At 57.4% G+C, this 17,758-nt stretch carries 15 protein-coding genes; 9 read left to right on the forward strand and 6 right to left on the reverse strand.

What is annotated here, in order from left to right; genetic code table 11:
• The 3 genes from ACL2XQ_RS15885 to ACL2XQ_RS15895 all read left to right on the forward strand — a co-directional run bounded on the left by ACL2XQ_RS15885 (window position 1) and on the right by ACL2XQ_RS15895 (window position 3,389).
• Window positions 1-1,020 carry an ABC transporter permease subunit gene (locus tag ACL2XQ_RS15885; protein WP_410014574.1) on the forward strand — a complete coding sequence of 340 codons (1,020 nt, stop codon included), beginning with the start codon at window positions 1-3 and terminating at the stop codon, window positions 1,018-1,020.
• A gap of 75 nt (window positions 1,021-1,095) precedes the next feature.
• Window positions 1,096-2,463 (forward strand): hypothetical protein, encoded by a 1,368-nt coding sequence (locus ACL2XQ_RS15890; RefSeq protein WP_413723129.1) that lies wholly within the window; start codon window positions 1,096-1,098, stop codon window positions 2,461-2,463.
• Complete coding sequence (locus ACL2XQ_RS15895) at window positions 2,463-3,389, forward strand: carbohydrate kinase family protein (RefSeq protein ID WP_410014572.1); 927 nt, start codon at window positions 2,463-2,465, stop codon at window positions 3,387-3,389. Before ACL2XQ_RS15890 ends, ACL2XQ_RS15895 begins: the two co-directional genes overlap by 1 nt.
• A gap of 209 nt (window positions 3,390-3,598) precedes the next feature.
• On the opposite strand, the gene ACL2XQ_RS15900 is transcribed toward ACL2XQ_RS15895, so the two are convergent.
• Window positions 3,599-4,807: an aldose 1-epimerase family protein gene (locus ACL2XQ_RS15900; protein ID WP_413739413.1), complete on the reverse strand. Its 1,209-nt coding sequence runs from the start codon at window positions 4,805-4,807 to the stop codon at window positions 3,599-3,601.
• A gap of 710 nt (window positions 4,808-5,517) precedes the next feature.
• Entirely contained in the window at window positions 5,518-7,728 is a 2,211-nt protein-coding gene (gene katG / locus ACL2XQ_RS15905) for a catalase/peroxidase HPI (protein ID WP_413728119.1), read from the reverse strand.
• Between the two features lie 322 nt (window positions 7,729-8,050).
• On the opposite strand from katG, the gene ACL2XQ_RS15910 reads away from it, so the two are divergent.
• Window positions 8,051-8,710 (forward strand): GntR family transcriptional regulator, encoded by a 660-nt coding sequence (locus tag ACL2XQ_RS15910; protein ID WP_413739414.1) that lies wholly within the window; start codon window positions 8,051-8,053, stop codon window positions 8,708-8,710.
• Window positions 8,711-8,771: 61 nt separating this feature from the next.
• Here ACL2XQ_RS15910 and ACL2XQ_RS15915 read toward each other — a convergent pair whose 3' ends face one another.
• Window positions 8,772-9,887, reverse strand: coding sequence for a hypothetical protein (locus ACL2XQ_RS15915; protein WP_410014568.1), 1,116 nt, complete (start codon window positions 9,885-9,887; stop codon window positions 8,772-8,774).
• 192 nt (window positions 9,888-10,079) lie between these two features.
• Here ACL2XQ_RS15915 and ACL2XQ_RS15920 point away from each other — a divergent pair, with 192 nt between their 5' ends.
• The 3 genes from ACL2XQ_RS15920 to ACL2XQ_RS15930 all read left to right on the forward strand — a co-directional run bounded on the left by ACL2XQ_RS15920 (window position 10,080) and on the right by ACL2XQ_RS15930 (window position 13,566).
• Entirely contained in the window at window positions 10,080-11,294 is a 1,215-nt protein-coding gene (locus tag ACL2XQ_RS15920; protein WP_410014567.1) for a CaiB/BaiF CoA transferase family protein, read from the forward strand.
• A complete protein-coding gene (locus ACL2XQ_RS15925) occupies window positions 11,287-12,081 on the forward strand; it encodes an enoyl-CoA hydratase/isomerase family protein (RefSeq protein ID WP_413739415.1) in 795 nt (264 codons plus the stop codon). Before ACL2XQ_RS15920 ends, ACL2XQ_RS15925 begins: the two co-directional genes overlap by 8 nt.
• 123 nt (window positions 12,082-12,204) lie before the next feature.
• Window positions 12,205-13,566 (forward strand): MFS transporter, encoded by a 1,362-nt coding sequence (locus ACL2XQ_RS15930; protein ID WP_413723131.1) that lies wholly within the window; start codon window positions 12,205-12,207, stop codon window positions 13,564-13,566.
• A 151-nt stretch (window positions 13,567-13,717) separates the two neighbouring features.
• On the opposite strand, the gene ACL2XQ_RS15935 is transcribed toward ACL2XQ_RS15930, so the two are convergent.
• Complete coding sequence (locus ACL2XQ_RS15935; RefSeq protein WP_410014564.1) at window positions 13,718-14,590, reverse strand: LysR substrate-binding domain-containing protein; 873 nt, start codon at window positions 14,588-14,590, stop codon at window positions 13,718-13,720.
• Between the two features lie 139 nt (window positions 14,591-14,729).
• On the opposite strand from ACL2XQ_RS15935, the gene ACL2XQ_RS15940 reads away from it, so the two are divergent.
• Window positions 14,730-15,503 (forward strand): SDR family NAD(P)-dependent oxidoreductase, encoded by a 774-nt coding sequence (locus ACL2XQ_RS15940; protein WP_413739416.1) that lies wholly within the window; start codon window positions 14,730-14,732, stop codon window positions 15,501-15,503.
• A 148-nt stretch (window positions 15,504-15,651) separates the two neighbouring features.
• Here ACL2XQ_RS15940 and ACL2XQ_RS15945 read toward each other — a convergent pair whose 3' ends face one another.
• Both ACL2XQ_RS15945 and ACL2XQ_RS15950 read right to left on the reverse strand, forming a co-directional pair.
• Complete coding sequence (locus tag ACL2XQ_RS15945) at window positions 15,652-16,224, reverse strand: SDR family NAD(P)-dependent oxidoreductase (protein ID WP_410014562.1); 573 nt, start codon at window positions 16,222-16,224, stop codon at window positions 15,652-15,654.
• Window positions 16,225-16,260: 36 nt separating this feature from the next.
• Window positions 16,261-16,803 carry a chorismate mutase gene (locus tag ACL2XQ_RS15950; protein ID WP_413728118.1) on the reverse strand — a complete coding sequence of 181 codons (543 nt, stop codon included), beginning with the start codon at window positions 16,801-16,803 and terminating at the stop codon, window positions 16,261-16,263.
• A 287-nt stretch (window positions 16,804-17,090) separates the two neighbouring features.
• Here ACL2XQ_RS15950 and ytfE point away from each other — a divergent pair, with 287 nt between their 5' ends.
• Complete coding sequence (gene ytfE / locus ACL2XQ_RS15955) at window positions 17,091-17,756, forward strand: iron-sulfur cluster repair protein YtfE (protein ID WP_413739417.1); 666 nt, start codon at window positions 17,091-17,093, stop codon at window positions 17,754-17,756.
• Window positions 17,757-17,758: the final 2 nt, after the last annotated feature.

Genomic DNA, 17,758 nt, shown 5'->3' on the forward strand with positions numbered 1-17,758 from the left:
ATGAACAAAGAGAATCCTGTTTCCGCAACGCCGGCCGCCCGGGCGCCGTTTGATTTTGCCCGCTGGTGGGATCGGGTGGGAATTCTGATGGTGTTGCTGGCGCTGGTGCTACTGATGTCGCTGTTCGCCCCGAATTTCAATCGGGTGGACAATCTGCTGAATATCGCCCGCTCCATATCCGTGAACGCGATCCTGGCGGCGGGACTGACTTTTGTGATCCTGACCGGCGGGATTGATTTGTCCGTCGGCTCTATTGTCGCCGTCTCAGGCGTAGTGTCCGTGGTGGCGGCCATGGCCGGCTGGCCGGCACCGGTGGCGATTCTCGCCGGCACCCTCGCCGGAGCCGCCTGCGGGCTTATCAACGGCACGCTGACGGCCTACCTGTCGCTGGCGCCGTTTATTGTTACCCTGGGCACCATGACATTTTTACGCGGACTGGCCTACACCATCACCGAAGGCCAGCCCATTGTGTCAAGCAGCCTGAGCTTTCGCGAACTTGGCAACGGCTACCTGGCCGGCATCCCGATCCCGGTGATCATCATGGCCGTGGTGTATGTGCTGGCGTGGTTTATCCTGGAGCGCACCCGCTACGGGCGCCACCTGTACGCGGTGGGCGGCAATGCCCAGGCGGCGCGCCTGGCCGGGGTGCGAGTCAATCGCATTACCACCTCCGTGTATGTTATTGCCGGCATCTGCTCGGGCCTGGCGGGTATTATCTTTGCGGCGCGGGTTATCTCGGCCCAGCCCACGGCGGGCACCGGTTATGAACTGGACGCCATCGCCGCGGTGGTGCTGGGGGGCACTAGCCTGTCGGGCGGACGCGGACGAATTATCGGCACGCTGATCGGCTCCATTATTCTTGGCGTGCTGAGCACCGGGCTTATCCTCCTCAGCGTCCCCTTCTTCACCCAGCTACTGATCAAAGGAATCGTTATTATCCTGGCGGTGGCCATCGACGGGCTTAAACAGCGCCCGGAGCTGTTCACCTTCTGGCGCCGGCAAAAAACCCCGCCGTCATAACGCCGCCTGGATGTTCCCTTACTCAGTCCGCTGTCGCGGCAGCGGACTCTATGCCTCTTGTTATGGAGACCCTGCATGTCAGATACCATTACCGTCACGGATCCGCTTTCCGGGCAGCGGGTGCATGAACCCGTGATATTCGCCATCGAACGGGATGTTGCCGGCGACCTGTGGCTGGCCGCCACCGACAGTGGCGAGCCGGTGCTCTGCCAGCGGCTCGCCGCCGGTTCAGGCCATGGCCGCACCCGCTTTATCGCTACCGTCAGCTTTACCGGCCGGCTTCGTTTCACCCTCGAGCGGCCCTGTACGGCGGTGGAAGCCGCGCGGTTCGGCGGTATTCAGCCGCTGCCCGGCAAAGAAATTGACTGTTTCGCGCGCCTCGATACCGGCGCCTTCGATCTTGAACTGTGCCGCGGCACCGCCCAGGGGGCGGGTTCATCGAAGTGGGGCATCCGCCATTTCCGCGCCGCCGGGGATGGTTTTGAGTTGCTGCCGTCCGGGAATAACGCCATCGGCGGGTTTTATGGCCCCTTTTTCACTCCGGAAAACGGGCTGATCAACCCCCCCGAACATACCACGGTGGCCATTGAAACCGTGGAATGCGGACCGGTACTGCATCATTACCGCATGCATGGGGTGATCCCCGACGGTCTGCTGCCGGAATTACGCGGCAAGCGCTTTAGCATCGACTGGCAATTTTTTTATAAAACACCCTTCTTTCAGCGCCGCTACCGGGTCGATAGCTTCCAGACCGAGATCAACGGCCGCTCGGTAACCGATAAAATCACTGTCGGCGATGAGTTTGAAGGCGGCCCGGGACAGCTGGTATTTGATCGCTTCGCCGCCTACGGTGGAACGCGCTATCGCGCCGGCGATCCCTACGCCGGGGAACTGGTGGCGATGGTGGCCGATACGGTGGCCAACTCAGCGAATCACAGCCCGAAATTTGAAGAGTTCCGCGCCCGGCTGGCGGATATGGCGTCGGCCCACTGGGATCTCTACTGGCGCCTGTTCTGCGCCTGGGAAAACGTGCTCGACGAAGACGAACTGCGGGACAGGCTGGCCCGGGTAAGAGCCCGCGCGCACGTCAGCGCCGATCTGAATGACCGCCCCTGGGTCTTGACGGACCAGGCGGTGGATGTCTCCGCCATGGCGCATGAAACGATTTTCCCGGGACCGGCCAGCAAAACGGTGGAATACCACCAGGACGCGTGCCGCGCCATGGTCTGGTGGACTTCACGCCCCTCCGGCGCCTTTCAAATTGTGCAGCGCCGCCAGTCCGGCTGGGTGAACTGGGGCAGCAACGGCGAGAATGAATGCCCGGAACTGCCGACCGGGGTGGCGATCAAAACCGCTTACGGTCATTTCGCCGCATGCTGGATGCAAGTTGCCGACCAGCTTGAAACACCGCCGGTGGTCACGGTGGGTGAAGGAGAACGCTGATGATTTTATGTTGCGGCGAAGCGCTGATAGATATGTTGCCCCGCGTTACCGCGGGCGGGGAAGCCGCCTTTCTTCCCTGCCCCGGCGGCGCGGCGTTCAATACCGCGATAGCCCTTGGGCGGCTCGGGGTGCCGACGGGGTTGTTCTCCGGTCTGTCATCCGATTTTATGGGCGGGATACTGCGCGACGCCCTGTCGCGCGCCAATGTCGATGGCACGCATGCGGCCTGCTCCGCGCTCCCGACCACGCTGGCGTTTGCGCAATTGGTTGAGGGCCAGGCGCGCTATACCTTCTATGACGAGAATACCGCGGGCCGCATGCTGACGGAAAGCGATCTGCCGGCCACGCAAGAGGCGACCGCCCTGCTGTTCGGTGGCATTAGCCTGATCGCCGAGCCTTGCGGCAGCGTCTATGAAGCCCTGATGGCGCGTGACGCGCCGCAACGGGTGATGTTCCTCGACCCGAATATCCGCGCCAACTTCATCGCCGACCGGGAGACCTATCTTGCCCGCCTGCAACGCATGATGGCCCTGGCGGATATCGTCAAACTCTCCGACGAGGATTTAGCCTGGTTCGGGGAAAGCGGCAGCGACGAGGAGATTGCCGGCCGCTGGCTGGCGCGCGGTCCAAGCCTGATGGTCATCACCCGCGGCGCTGCCGGCGCCGACGCCTATTCGGCCGCCGCCAGGGTGCATATTCCGGGGGTCAAGGTACCCGTGGTGGATACGGTGGGAGCCGGAGATACGGTAAATGCCGGGATACTGGCCAGCCTGCACGCCCAGGGGTTGCTGACCAAGGCGGCCATTGCCGGACTGAACGAGGAGCAGATGCGCGCCGCGCTGGCGCTCGGGGTTGGCGCGGCCGCGATTACCGTGTCGCGCGCGGGGGCGAATCCGCCTTGGGCTGATGAAGTTGTCGCGTGGTGACACGGCGCCGCGGGGAATGGCCCAGCGCGCGGGACGCATCGTGGCGCTGGCAGGAAAAGCCTCATCTTCGTTTCACCGACTTAGCATGCTGGCATGGCACGAAAAAATCATGCCCGGCCCCCTGATATGCCTGCTCCGCAAACGCTGATACCGCAATCCCTGTCATTGTGCTCCCGGATTTGGACTTCCGGGAGCATTAGCCTGGCGATTTACTCCTTCGCTATCGGCACGGCGTTTTCATCGATTTTGGTCTCGCCCTGAATAGCCGCAATCTTCTTCTCAACGTCTGCGACCTGCTCTTTGCCGTGCAGTAATGTATAGGTCAGATCAAACTGGGTGCTGGCTCCCGACTGCAGTTGCTTAACGCGTTTTTGCTCACGCTCGATGGTGACCGGGTAAGCATAGCTGGTGCCTGGTTCGATACCCGTTACATACCCCTGTTTTACCGTATCGGTATTCTTCCATAACGTCAGCACGGGTAACTGACGGGTATCGAACTGGATGGATGCGCCCTGATCTCCCTCTTTGTTCACGACTGCCGCCAGTGATTGGTGGTTCTGGTCGGATAGCGGCCTGATGTTAAAGACCATTTCATCAAACCCTTTGGTCGGACCGGCAAAGGTTTGCCATGTCTTCAGTCCGTCTTTGGCATAATCGTTAAACGGACTGATACTGGCCATCGGCGCCAGGAAGCGCGCGCCGTTTTCCAGAATCGGCGCGCCGAAATTGCTGTGATAGATAATCTGGTAATCGTGGGGATAATCCGCATGGTTGGTTAAGACGTCATGCAGGCTGAAACTGTTGCTACCGGGCACATAGCGCAGTTCGGTCATGGTCTGCAAATCGGCTTTCTTGAAGGTGCTTTCCTTGATCAGGCCACGAATATGAATTTCATAGGGCGCCGTATCCGCCACCTCCACTTCCACCTGTGAGGCCGGGGTGTTGCCCGCTTTACCATGCAGCGTGTAGATTTGACCGTCTGCGGTAACCGGATGACCGGTCCATTCATAGCCACAGCGGACTATCATTTCATTAAAACCTTCCAGCCAGCCCACCCCATTGCGGCTTTCCAGATTGATAAACGCCGGGTTGACCACCTCTTTGACGGGGGAATCCCAGCCCATTTTCGAACCGAAGCCTTCAACCCGCAGCAGGTTCATCCCGCGGGTTGGACTCAGGGTAATGGTGAGGCCATCTTTGCTGCTGATGACAATCACTTTGCTGCCTTCTTGTTTACCGCCATGCAGCACTTTCTGTTCAATGCTGAACGTCTTATCCTTTACCTTCAGCTCTGTGCTTGAAATCTTCCAGTTTCCCTTTTCAGCGCCCACTTCAGCACTTGTCAGCACCCAGGTTTTAGCCGCGGCATGACCCGAAATCATGACTGCAAGTACCGTTAAAGCCAGTTTAGTTTTCATTTCTCTTCCCTTTTGCTGAATCGATTATTGTTTTGCCTAAGAAAATCTACCGGCAAGCAGGTTAAAGAAATGTGATGAGCTTCACCTGATAGAAAAGTGAGCCAAAAACGCAATAAAAACGGGATTCACATCACAACATCAATGAAATAAGATCGATGCACTACTTTATATTTGCGTTATAAAACAACATTTGCTTTATCGTTTCAGCTATATTGTTACTGAAGTGACCCGGACGTGTGCCCCGGGTAGAAATGACGAGGCGTTAACCAAAAGCGGGTCAGGGATGGTTTAGACTGAACCTGACATACAGGTGTTTCTCTCCCCCCGGGAAAAGTGAACGGGCGCAAAGACTGAGAAGTCCAGCGCCTTTTTCCCCTGTCAGGTCCATTCTTTGTGCCGGCTGACGAATCGGACGTTGATTCGCCAAGCGTAAGCCTTGTAGGCACAGGAACTTCTGTGAGGTTTATCGGTAATGCGGAAAAACAAGGTGCCATTTCTGGTCAGCCGATAAACGTAGCGCCAGGCCGCAGGTCTTGTCAGCCAGCATAAGCCGGTTATTCTTCAGGCGCATGACAGGCACTCACCCGTCTTCCGGCCCGCTTACGGGCACAGGCTCTTTTCGCATCACCAGACATAGAAAAGCCCGCGTCAGTTCCCTGAAACGGGCTTTTTACCAGGCGATCTCTATCGTTGCTGCCGGTCAACAATTTTTATAAGTCGAATCGATCCAGATTCATCACCTTAGTCCAGGCCGCGACAAAGTCTTTAACAAACTTTTCTTTGGCATCACTGCTGGCGTAAACCTCTGCTGATGCACGTAATACGGCATTAGAGCCAAATACCAGGTCGGCGCGCGTTGCACTGTATTTGACCTCGCCACTGGCGCGATAGCGCCCCTCGAATCGTTCACCTGAGGAGTCGATGGCTCTCCATTCAATGGCCATATCCAGTAGATTTACAAAGAAGTCAGTATTAAGTTCACCCAGGTTATTTGTAAACACGCCAAGCTGGCTGCCATCGTAGTTTGTTCCAAGCGCCCGTAAACCCCCGATGAGCACCGTTAATTCCGGCACGGTGAGGGTAAGCTGCTGTGCCTTGTCGATCAGGAGATCCTCAGTCGATGTACTGTCGAAAACACCGCGATAGTTACGGAAACCATCCGCTTTTGGTTTAAGCAATTCGAACATGGCGATATCAGTCTGATCCTGGCGGGCATCCACACGACCTGGGGTGAAAGGCACATCAATCTCAACGCCGGCCGCTTTCGCCGCCCGTTCTACACCGACCACGCCGGCCAGCACGATCACATCCGCCAGGGAAGCTTTTTGCAATGACTGCTGAATGGCTTCCAGCGTGGGCAGGACGCGGGCGGCAATGACGTTCACGTCCCATTCTCTTTGCGGTAGCAGCGCCAGCCGTGCCCCGTTTGCGCCGCCCCGTTTGTCGCCGCCGCGGAAGGTTGATGCCGAAGCCCATGCCACCGAGGCCAGTTCACCGGCGCTCAGGCCGGATGCGGCAATTTTTTCTTTCAGCAGTGCGATATCGGCGCTGGTCGGGTGATATACCGGCAGCGGCAGCGGATCCTGCCAGATTAAGTCTTCTTTTGGCACCTCGGGCCCGATATAACGCGCCTTGGGTCCCATATCCCTGTGAGTCAGCTTGTACCACGCCCGGGCAAAGGCTTCGTTGAAAGCCTGGGGATCGTCATGGAAACGACGCGCTATCTTTTCAAACTCCGGATCGAAACGAAGCGTCAGATCGGTGACCAGCATGGTGGGTTTGCGTTTTTTTTCGGCATCAAAGGCATCAGGAATACTCTGCGGCGCATTGACCGCTTCAAACTGGATAGCGCCCGCCGGACTGCGCGTCTGTACCCACTCATATTTAAACAGATTTTCGAAGAAGTTATGGCTCCACTGCGTTGGCGTCTGCGACCAGATCACTTCCAGACCGGAGGTGATGGCATCAGCCCCGGCACCCGAGCCAAAACTGCTCGCCCAGCCCAGGCCTTGCGCTTCAATAGGCGCGGTTTCAGGGTCAACGCCGACATGGCTGGCGGGACCTGCGCCATGCGTTTTGCCCAGCGTATGGCCGCCGGCGATTAACGCAACGGTCTCTTCATCGTTCATCCCCATATTGCCGAAGGTGGCGCGGATAGCCGGGGCGGCCGAGGCGGGATCACCACTGTGGTTGGGGCCTTCGGGATTGACGTAAATCAGCCCCATTTCCGTTGCGCCCAGCGGCGATTGCGCCAGCGATTCAGGATGGCGGTGTTCAAGCCAGGTTGTCTCGCCGCCCCAGTTCACGTCCAGATCGGGTTCCCATACGTCTTCGCGCCCGGCACCAAAGCCAAAGGTACGGAAACCGGAGTTTTCCAGAGCGACGTTGCCCGCAAGGATATAGAGGTCGGCCCAGGAAATTTTTTGCCCGTATTTTTGCTTCACCGGCCACAGCAAACGGCGCGCCTTGTCGAGGCTGACATTATCTGGCCAGGAGTTCAACGGTGCGAAGCGCTGCTGGCCGCGTCCCGAGCCGCCGCGCCCGTCGACGGCGCGATAAGTCCCGGCGCTATGCCACGCCAAGCGGATGAAAAGACCGATATAACTGCCCCAGTCGGCGGGCCACCAGGGTTGCGACTCAGTGAGCAGCGCTTTCAGGTCGGCTTTGAGCGCGGAGTAATCTAATTTGGCGAATTCCTGGCGGTAATCAAAGGATTCGTCCAACGGGTTAGAGCGGGTTGAGTGCTGATTCAGGAGGTCGACTCTGAGCTGGTTAGGCCACCAGTCCCGATTATGTGTCCCTCCGCCGGATGCCTTATTGGAATTTCCTTCATGAAAAGGGCATTTACTCTCTGATGCTTCTCTTTCTGCTTCAACAATCGGCTTTGCGTCTTTTGCTTCTTCATCAATCGAATTGCTCATGACCATACTCCTTTTATGTATTCTCATTGCTACTCTATACGCGGACTTAACCCAGTCACACCTGTATTACCCTATGTATTTGATAGACCTCTCCATAGGATTACAGCGTTCATTCTTTGGTGTTAATCATGCAAGCGTTCTTTCCCTGCGCCTATATTGCCAGTTAATGGCAAAGGGATTCCCTGCCAGAGACGCAAAATAAGAAAAGCCCAGGCGGATTGATAAATATTGATCAGGGCGGCTTGTTGCCAATATGTTAAATTGCCAGTAAGTAGTATAAGTGTTAGGATATTATATATTTTGTATAATCCGTAGAGGCCCTATGCTGCAGCACGAGAGCATCAGCCATAAAGTTTATGAGCTGCTAAAGCAGGAGATCATTTCCAATCAGCTTAAATCCGGTGAGCGGCTTATCGTTAAAAATCTGAGCGTACGGTTTGGCGTCAGCGGCATACCCGTGAGGGAAGCGCTGTTTCGTCTCGCCGCAGAAAAACTCATTTTACTGGAGCATAACAAAGGATTCCGGGTGGCGGATAAACCCGACGCCCGGGATATTGCCCAGTGGCAGCAGGCGCGCCTGCTGATTGAGCCTGCCATAGCCGACATGGTCCTTATGAATATTACGCCGGATGAAATCGCTTATCTTCGCCAGCTCAATGATTCCATGCGTACCCACCATTATGGTCCCCGGTATGAACAGTACAGTTATTTCATTAATCTTAATGCCGAATTTCATAAGCACATTGTCATTGCGTCACGTAATGATTTAATTATCGAGATGTACGCCACCCTGAACTATGGACCGCAGGTGGGCCGCTTTCACGAGGAGCGCGGCGTGCCTGACCTGCAACTGTTGTGCGATGAGCATGATGAGATTATCGATGCCATAGAGCGGCGGGACGCGGAAATGTATCGCAGTAAATCAGCGGACCACATCATCCTGGGCTTTGACCGCCAAATCTCATACAGCACAGCCCGATAAAACGCGCCCTTTAGTTTCCCTAACGCCGCCGGGCGGGCGTAGGGATAAATCCGCATATTCCTCAGGGCAGGTAGCGCCCGTGGTTTTCCCGGATGGCGTCGAAGATATCCCCGGCCTGTTTTCCGCTAACCAGGCCATCGCGGACGATGGCGGATGAACTGTCTTGGAACGGGATGTAGCCGTGATACTTTGGCCGGACATAGGCATTGGCAACGGTTGAAAACGTGTTGCGGAAAAAGTTGCCCGTCAGTTCGTTGGCATGGTGATCATGCCATGCCCGGACATTGGCGGGCTGTCCGCCGTTTTCAACCACCAGCGTGGACTGTACGCGTTCTGACACATACCGCATGATGTGGTCGATAAGACCAGGCGTTAGCCCGCAATGCACGGAAATCGCCAGCCCGGTCCCGCCCAAAATGGATCCACGCATAGCCGGTTCGCCGCAGTGGGGAATGTCAACGAAGCTGACGGGCCTGCCGTCGTCAGGCGTGGCGTAATTGACATAACCGAAAATGGCGGGACACAGGTCAACACGTCCCTGAGCCATTTCATCCAGCAACCCGATGGGGTTAAGATCAACCAGCCCGGGCTGCTGAGAGGAATAAATCTCCCTCATAAATGTCAGCGCCTGGGCCGCCACCGCCTTATCCAGGACAAAATCATTGCCCAAAAAAAGCGTGCCCCCCAGCGACAGGCTAATGGCATAAAATGTCAAAAGCGCATGAGGTCCGCCCAACGACAGCGCCACCCGTCCCGGGTTTAACCGGCTCAAACGCAGGACTTCCTGCCAGGTGTCCGGCTGGGCCGAGGCGGCCTGCCCGGCCAGCGCGCAAACCTGGGCGGCGGCATCAATGGGAATGGCCCAGTGCCGGCCGTAATACTGGTAACTGTCAAAGGAGGGACCTACGCTGCTGTTACGCAGGAAGGATAACTGCGCCTCGCTTAGAAACGCCTCCAGGGGACGTAAACAGCCTTTCTCCGCCGCTTCACCGATGCCGGGATTATCGACAATCAGGAAATCATATCTCTCGGCGAGCTCATCAATGGGATGGGACTCAAAACCTTCCAGTTTCTGGACAGCCCAGTCCACCTTTACCGCACCGTCTTCTCGCGCCCACGCCTGAAGAGGCCGGTGGCCGCGCGGATGATCCCAGGTTAACCCTTTGAATGTTTTCATTATAATTCCTTTATTAATTAATAAGATACCAAACACTGACCCTGATTCTATCGGTTAGCACGCATAGAAATTTCGATCATCATCACACTTTTTTAAATATTATATATAATATCTAATAAATTTCGCCTAAATTATTTCCATCAATCATCCCCGCCCCGGATGGCGGCGTTTCTGAGAGCAAGAGGTCGTTTTATGTCAATTCTTAAAGGGTATCGGGTACTTGACTGTTCAATTGCGATGGCCGGGCCGTTTGCGGCGCTGCGCATGGGGGATATGGGCGCCGATGTGATTAAAGTCGAGCCGACCTCCGGCGAATGGCAACGCCACACGTCGGCCGGCGCCGCATTTGGAAACGTCATCAACACGTCGTTTCTGTCCCTGAACCGTAACAAGCGCAGCCTGGCCGTGAACCTGAAAGATGAAGAGGGCAAGGCGCTGTTGTATAAGCTGGTTAAAACAGCGGATGTCTTTATTCAAAACTATCGCCCGGGTGTCGCTGCGCGTCTGGGCGTGGACTATGAAACCCTGAAAAAAATAAAACCGGATTTAGTGTATGTTTCAATGTCCGGCTACGGGGAAACCGGTCCCTATTCAAAACGCCCGGGCCAGGATTTACTGTTGCAGTCGCTCAGCGGCGCCATGCTCAGTACCGGTGCGGCCGGTACCCCGCCCCAACCTTCCGGCCAGTACGTGGTCGACGCCATTACCGCGTATACCGCATTTGAAGGGGCGCTGGCGGCGCTCCTTCACCGTGAACGTACCGGCGAAGGCCAGTTGGTCCAGGTCAACATGCTGGATGCGATCATCGCCAACCAGATGCAGGAAATGACCGTATTCACGCAGGGCCGCAAACCGCAGCGCCGCAGCGAAGAACCGCACGGGCACTGTTATATCCGCGCGCCGTATGGTGTGTTTAAAACGGCCGACAGCTATATCACCCTGGTGACGCCGCACCTGCCCACGCTCGGCAAAATCCTCGACGTGCCTGAATTCGACACCATGGAAGATGAAGTCGACGGGCATACATTGCCTCAGCGCGATTTCATTTTCCGGGTGACCCGCGAAAAACTGCGGGAGCGCACCACCAAAGAATGGCGGGCCGCTTTTGATGCGGAAGGACTGTGGAGCAGTGAGGTCTACGGTTATGAAGACGTGGTGCAAGATCCGCAGGTCATTCACAACGAAACCTTCGTCGAATACGACCATCCGAGCGAAGGGAAAGTGAAGACGCCGGGCTTCGCCATTAAATTCAGCAAAACCCCCTCTTCCATCTATCGCCCGACGCCGTTTGTCGGCCAGCATACGGATGAAATCCTGGCCGAACTGGGCTTCACTGAGCAGCAAATCGCCGCCCTGAAGGAAACCGGCACGGTCATCCGCACCAATGGAGAGAAAATCGATGGCTGAGTTCGACTTTGAAATTGATCCCAACGTGCAGTTTACGTTGGCGGACAGCGTCGCCATTATCGCGCTGAATCGCCCGGAAAAACTGAACGCCGTCACCCCCGCCATGTCGGTCGCCATCACGAAACTTGCTTCATGGTGTAACGAAGCGCCTGACGTCCGCGTGGTGGTACTGACGGCAAACGGCCCTAAAGCCTTCTGCTGCGGCAGCGATATCAAAGAGCTGGATTCTTACCCGTCTCCGTGGATCCACCGTATGAAACACGATCACTGCGACGCGATGGCGGAAATCACCAAACCCTCGATCTGCGCGATTAACGGTTACGCCCTCGGGGGCGGCCTGGAGCTGGCTTTGTGCTGTGATATCCGCGTCAGCACCCGTAATGCCCTTTTTGGCGCGCCGGAAATCAAGTTGGGCTGGGTCGGCGGCGGCGGTATGGCGGTGTACCTGAATAAAACCATCGGCGCGTCCCGCGCGTCGCGCATGCTTTACACCGGCGATCCGGTTGACGCCGCCACCGGGCTGGCATGGGGCATCGTTGATGAATTGTTTGAATCGGCCGAAGCGATGATGGCGTCGGTGAAAGCGCTGGCCTCCACTATTGCGTCACGCCCGCCGATTGCGGCCCAGACGGCGAAGCTGAACATGCGCGCCGCGGTCAATATGCCGCTCGACCAGGCTGTTCGCTACGAGCGCGACCTGCGTACCCTATGCTTTTACACCGACGATGCACGGGAAGGTAAAGCCGCGTTTAAAGAAAAACGCACGCCGCATTTCAAAGGGGAATAACGCCTCACTATCCGGTGTCCGTGTTTAGCGGACCCCTTTTACAGCTGAACATCTTATTATCAAACACCCTAATCATCTTTGGTGATGAGGAATAACTATAGCCACAGAACAGGGGAAAACCCTATGAGTCACGCAAAACATCCATCTATGAAAGGGGTAGCAGCCGCCTCCCTGGTCGGCTCTGCGCTGGAATGGTTTGATTATTTCCTTTACGGCACGGCGGCAGCGCTGGTTTTTAATGAAATCATGTTCCCCAAGGGGCATGCAGTTGTGTCTACGTTATTGGCCTTCTCCACACTTGCCCTCGGATTTTTCGTCCGCCCCTTTGGCGCCGTCTATTTTGGCCAATTGGGGGATAAAATCGGCCGGAAAAAAGTGCTGGTGATTACATTATTAATAATGGGGATTGCGACCACGCTGATTGGTTTTGTGCCGACCTATGATTCCGTGGGCCTTTGGGCTCCGGCGATGCTCGTGACCTTGCGGCTGATTCAGGGTTTTGGCGCGGGAGCGGAGTTTGGCGGCGCGGCTATCCTCAGCGCGGAAAGCGCACCACCGCATCGCCGGGGATTTTATTCGTCTTTCCCGGGAGTGGGCGTATATATCGGTCTGTTGCTATCGGCAGGTACGTTTGCTGTACTCACCCAACTGCCAAAAGAGATATTTTTAGCCTGGGCATGGCGGGTGCCGTTTTTGTTCAGCTCTGTGCTGGTGGTCATTGCACTGTTAATTCGTATGAAGGTTTCCGAAACATCAGCGTTTGAGAAACTGTCGACAACCGAGGCCGTCAGCAAGAGCCCGCTGCGTGATCTTGTCCGCACTGAGCGCAGGAGCCTGCTTGTGGTCGCCGGCTCCCAGGTGGCGCAGAGCGGCGTAAGTTATGTCTATCAGACTTTTGTCATTACCTATATCGTCGGCACCCTGCATATGGCATCGTCCGTGGGGCCGATAGCGGTTGCCATCGCGGCAGGCGTAGCCATGTGCACCACGCCGATGTTCGGCGCGATGTCTGACCGGTTTGGGCGCCGCGCCATCTACATGTTCGGCGCCGTTTTTTCAGCTGTCTTCGCCTTCCCCTTTTTCTGGCTGGTGAATACCGGGACCACCTGGGGAGTCATCATCGCCATGACGCTCGGTGTCGGTGTCGGCGTTGCCGCCATGCTCGGCACCCAGGGATCGTTTTTCTCGGAAGTTTTCCCATCGAAAGTGCGCTTTAGCGGATTGTCCCTTGGTCGCGAAATCAGCGCATCCTTGTCAGGCGGCATTGCGCCTTTAGCCGCCGTCGTCCTGTCCAGCATGGCGGGTGGCGCGTCCTGGCCTGTCGCCTGCCTGGCCGTTGCCATGAGTTTGGTTACCGTTGTCGCCGTGGCCTGTGCGCCTGAAACGCATAAATTGGATCTCACTGAATTTACCGATAGTGGAAGCCATGCGCCAGATAATGAAGTCCACTCCGTGGACGCGCGCTATGAGCAGGCCCGGCATTGAAAAAAAATTCACATCCGGGTCTCTTCATTACGGCGCCTCACGGCGCCGTATTCATACTTATTAGCCAGCGGCATAGTGCCGGGCATAGTGCCGGCATAGTGCCGCCATTGAACTCCCTGGGCGCCGCTGGAATCCATCGGCCACTGACCGATCACCCCAGCCGTTGAAGCGCGAGTTCCACAAACCGGCGCAGCTTGGCCGTCATGCGCCGGTCGGCCAGATGAACGAGAGCCAGCGGCCATGCCGGCGTGGCGGTATCGCGCAGCAGCCTGACCAGACGCCCCGCGGCCAGGTCAGCGGCTATTTCGAAATCCGCCAGCAGCGCCACGCCTAAACCCTCCCGCGCCGCCGACAACAATGCGGCGCCGTTATCGGCGACCAAGCGGCCCGATACCTGGACTGGCGGCATGCCGGCGAATTGCCAGCGGTTGCGCGGCGCGCCCTCCCGGAACAGCAGACACGCATGTTGTGCCAGGTCAGCGGGGGTTAGCGGTACGCCATGCTTCGCCAGATAATCGGGCGCGGCACAAACCTGCCTGAAGCAAGGGCGCAGTGACCGCGCAATCAACCCGCTATCCGGCAGGTCGCCGAATCGGAATGCGGCCTCTATGCCCTCCTCGGTCAGGTCAACGATCCGGTCGGTTAGCCGCAGGTCGACCTCCACGTCCGGGTAGAGCCTGAGGTAATCGTGAATGAGCGGCGTGACGACATGGGTGCCGAACGACACAGTGGCGCTAACCCGCAAGCGCCCGGTGGGGCTGCCATGGCGTTCCCGCGCCGCATCTTCCGCCGTCTCGACGCGGGCGAGCACGTCTAAACAGTCGGCGAGGAAGGCCTGTCCCACCTCCGTCAGGTTTTGCCGGCGGGTGGTGCGCTGGATAAGCCTGGTTCCGAGCCGGCGTTCCAAATCCTGAATATGATTCGCCACCATGGTGGGGGACAACCCGCAGACCTTGGCTGCCGCGCTAAAGCTGCCCTTTTGCGCCACGCGGACAAACACGGCCATGCTCTCAAGTCGGTCCATTTCACACTCCTGGTTGGGTCTGTTCGCAGAATTAAGCGGATTATCCAAATGAAAGTGCTCAATTATAGTTCTTGTCTGGGGATTCCGGCGCGGTTGCGCCGATAAATCGTATGAGTAAGACAGCGCAAGGAGAAATGACATGGGCAGGCTTGAGCATAAGGTGGCGTTGATCACGGGCGGCGCGCGCGGACAAGGCGAGGCGGAAGCGCGTTTATTTGTTCAGGAGGGCGCGCGCGTATTCCTTTGCGACGTGCTGGAGGAGGAAGGCCAGGCGCGCGCCGCAGAGATGGGGGCGGGTGCCAGCTTTGCGCGCCTTGACGTGACTGATGCCGGCGCCTGGCAGCGGGTGGTGGCCGAGATCGAGGCACGGACAGGCCAGCTCGACATTCTTATTAACAACGCCGGCGCCAATGTTCGCCATGCCCTCACCCATACGACGCGGGAGGAATGGGAGCGCATGTTGAACGTCAACCTTACCGGGCAGTTTCTCGGCATACAGGCGTGCGCACCCCTGATGAAGCACGGCGGCGGCGGCAGTATTGTCAACCTGGGATCCACCGCCGGCATTATGGGCCATCCGGTCGCTGGCTATTCCACGTCAAAGTGGGGCGTGCGCGGCCTGACCAAATCGGCGGCGATCGAGCTCGCCCCCGCCAACATCCGTGTTAACGCGCTCCATCCCGGCGTCATAGCCACGCCGATGATGGACCCGGCCGGTCCGCTATTTCGCGCGCTGGTCGAGCTGACACCGCTGGGCCGCGCGGGCCGTCCCGAGGAGATGGCAGAAGTGGTTCTGTTTCTCGCCAGCGATGCCGCCAGCTTTATCACCGGCATCGATCTCGCCGCCGATGGCGGCTTCAGCGAACTGGGCACTTACGGCGCGGTGTGGAAGCACCTCCACGCCGCAACCTGACGGACTTTATGGCGCGTTCCATATCAAGCACCGCCGGCATATAGAGGAACGTCCAATGGCGATTGACCACCTACGCCGTTATTTGCTGGCGTGCGCAGACGCCGACCCGGGCCGCGCATCCGCCGCCATTAAGGACAGGTTATTTCCCTTAGCCGATATCGGTTGACTGCGACAGCGCCTGCCATTCGTGCGCGCTGCGGCGAAGCTCGTCTGCGCGCGCCATCAGCGTCTCGAAGGCGTTCGTCCCCGCAGCCCATCGCACCGGCGGCGTTTTATCTTCGGCAAGCCTGACCACGGCCTGGCCAAATTTAACCGGATCTCCGTCCTGGTTATGGTTCGTATTGGCGAGGGCCCCGCGCTTGGCTTGACTCGACTGTTGATAATCATCAACCACGCGATCGCCGAACCTGACCGAGGTTGACTCGAGAAAATCAGTGCGAAAAGGACCCGGATGGATGCAGGTTGCCCTGATCCCGAAAGGTTCAAGTTCGATGCTCAGGGATTCGGACCAGCCCGCGACGGCAAACTTCGTCGCGCAGTAAATGGATGCGCCGTCGAATCCGGTGATGCCGCAGGTCGAAGAGACGGTAATAACATGGCCGGAACGTTGTGCCCGCATTAAGGGCAGCACTGCCCGCGTGACATTGAACACACCGAACCAGCGAGGCGCGGAGGTGGCAAAGCTTGCGCATTTGCGGCAGCGGCCCTTGCCGTCCGCCATCACGCTGGGGGATGGCGGGGCCAAACCCGGCCGAGTCTACAGCCGGCGTTTAATTTTAACCAGCGCGTCAACCAGGCGGTGCCTATCCGCGTCGCTAAGATGGGGCGCATGCAGCAAATTATACATTTCCGCCTTATCCGCTTCACTGAAACCACCGGCGAGCAACCGCTGGCCGATCGAATTGAGTATCACCTTGTCCTGGTCGGCGATGGCCCCTCTGACCTCATCAAGGCTTCTCGGTTGCCATGACGGTTCAGGGCTGGATAACCAGTCAGCCAGATAACGGTATTGAATAGCCTTGGCCACATCCATCTGAGCCTGGATAAAGGGCAGCACAGACTGCGGATCCAGGCCCAGGGCCTTGGCATCTTCCTGGGCCGAAGCCACCACCTTCCGTTCCCGCGCCAGGTCTTCTACGGGCAAGTGATGCTCCGCCTTGTAACCGGCGACATCTTTCATCACCAACAGGCGCTGGTTTATGGCGGACGACAGATGAGGAACCGTCACAGTCGACACCGAGCTGGCGAATACCGCCCCGGCCATGAAAAATGATGATAAAAGCAAAACGATATGGTGCATTTCATTCCTCCCCTGCGACACTTAAGCAAAACAAAAGCATACAACAGAAACAATACCGTACAGTGACAATAGGGGATAATACCTTGACTTTATTGTCGTCTGGTTGCGCTTTGCCGCCAGGGCTGCCCCCGGACGGCGATCGCACGGCCCGTCGCGCCCCAAGATCAGCCCGTCCGCAGGCATTGCCCAAACAGCGTCAATGCGTCTACCTACTAGGGATTATGGCAACACGCTAAAAGATGCATGTATAATGCATCATAAATTTTCCCTCTCTCTAAGGTGTTACCATGCAGTATCGCGATCAGGCCCTTGGCTCTCTTGCTATAACCATTCCGCGCGCCACCCGGCTATTCCGTGAGTACGGTTTGGATTTTTGCTGTGGGGGCAAACAGACCCTGTTGCGGGCCGCCGAAAAACAACTCCTGGACATTGAACTGATTGAAACGCAACTGGCGGCGTTGATGGAGCAGCCCGGTGAAACCCGACCCTGTCAGGACAGCGCCTTGACTGAACTGATTGATCATATCCTGGCGCGCTATCATCAGCGCCACCGGGAACAATTGCCGGAACTGATTTTGATGGCGGAAAAAGTAGAACGGGTACATCAGGATAAACCGGCATGCCCGCGTGGGCTGGCCCGGCAATTGACCCTACTCTGCCGGGATTTGGGGGATCATATGATGAAAGAGGAGCAGGTGCTGTTCCCGATGATTAAGCAGGGAATGGGCGTCCATGCGGCCGGGCCGATTTCCGTCATGGAGCTTGAGCATGACGATGCCGGGCGGCAGCTTGAAATCATCAGTGAATTGACCCATAACGGGACGGCGCCGGCCATGGCTTGTACGACCTGGCGCGCGCTTTATGCAGGCATTAATGAATTTACCGATGATTTAATGGAACATGTTAACCTGGAAAATAATCTGCTGTTTCCCCGGGCGCTGCGCGGAGAATAACA

The organism is Sodalis sp. RH14 (assembly GCF_047324285.1).
Classification (GTDB): domain Bacteria; phylum Pseudomonadota; class Gammaproteobacteria; order Enterobacterales; family Enterobacteriaceae; genus Acerihabitans.

Bases quoted from the DNA above. Each gene is read 5' to 3' on its own strand.
- ACL2XQ_RS15935 (WP_410014564.1), bottom strand. From the start codon at position 14,590: ATGGACCGACTTGAGAGCATGGCCGTGTTTGTCCGCGTGGCGCAAAAG.
- ACL2XQ_RS15930 (WP_413723131.1), top strand. From the start codon at position 12,205: ATGAGTCACGCAAAACATCCATCTATGAAAGGGGTAGCAGCCGCCTCC.
- ACL2XQ_RS15885 (WP_410014574.1), top strand. From the start codon at position 1: ATGAACAAAGAGAATCCTGTTTCCGCAACGCCGGCCGCCCGGGCGCCG.
- ACL2XQ_RS15940 (WP_413739416.1), top strand. From the start codon at position 14,730: ATGGGCAGGCTTGAGCATAAGGTGGCGTTGATCACGGGCGGCGCGCGC.
- ACL2XQ_RS15915 (WP_410014568.1), bottom strand. From the start codon at position 9,887: ATGAAAACATTCAAAGGGTTAACCTGGGATCATCCGCGCGGCCACCGG.
- ACL2XQ_RS15950 (WP_413728118.1), bottom strand. From the start codon at position 16,803: ATGCACCATATCGTTTTGCTTTTATCATCATTTTTCATGGCCGGGGCG.
- ACL2XQ_RS15920 (WP_410014567.1), top strand. From the start codon at position 10,080: ATGTCAATTCTTAAAGGGTATCGGGTACTTGACTGTTCAATTGCGATG.
- ACL2XQ_RS15910 (WP_413739414.1), top strand. From the start codon at position 8,051: ATGCTGCAGCACGAGAGCATCAGCCATAAAGTTTATGAGCTGCTAAAG.
- ACL2XQ_RS15895 (WP_410014572.1), top strand. From the start codon at position 2,463: ATGATTTTATGTTGCGGCGAAGCGCTGATAGATATGTTGCCCCGCGTT.
- ytfE (WP_413739417.1), top strand. From the start codon at position 17,091: ATGCAGTATCGCGATCAGGCCCTTGGCTCTCTTGCTATAACCATTCCG.
- ACL2XQ_RS15945 (WP_410014562.1), bottom strand. From the start codon at position 16,224: ATGGCGGACGGCAAGGGCCGCTGCCGCAAATGCGCAAGCTTTGCCACC.
- ACL2XQ_RS15900 (WP_413739413.1), bottom strand. From the start codon at position 4,807: ATGAAAACTAAACTGGCTTTAACGGTACTTGCAGTCATGATTTCGGGT.
- katG (WP_413728119.1), bottom strand. From the start codon at position 7,728: ATGAGCAATTCGATTGATGAAGAAGCAAAAGACGCAAAGCCGATTGTT.
- ACL2XQ_RS15925 (WP_413739415.1), top strand. From the start codon at position 11,287: ATGGCTGAGTTCGACTTTGAAATTGATCCCAACGTGCAGTTTACGTTG.
- ACL2XQ_RS15890 (WP_413723129.1), top strand. From the start codon at position 1,096: ATGTCAGATACCATTACCGTCACGGATCCGCTTTCCGGGCAGCGGGTG.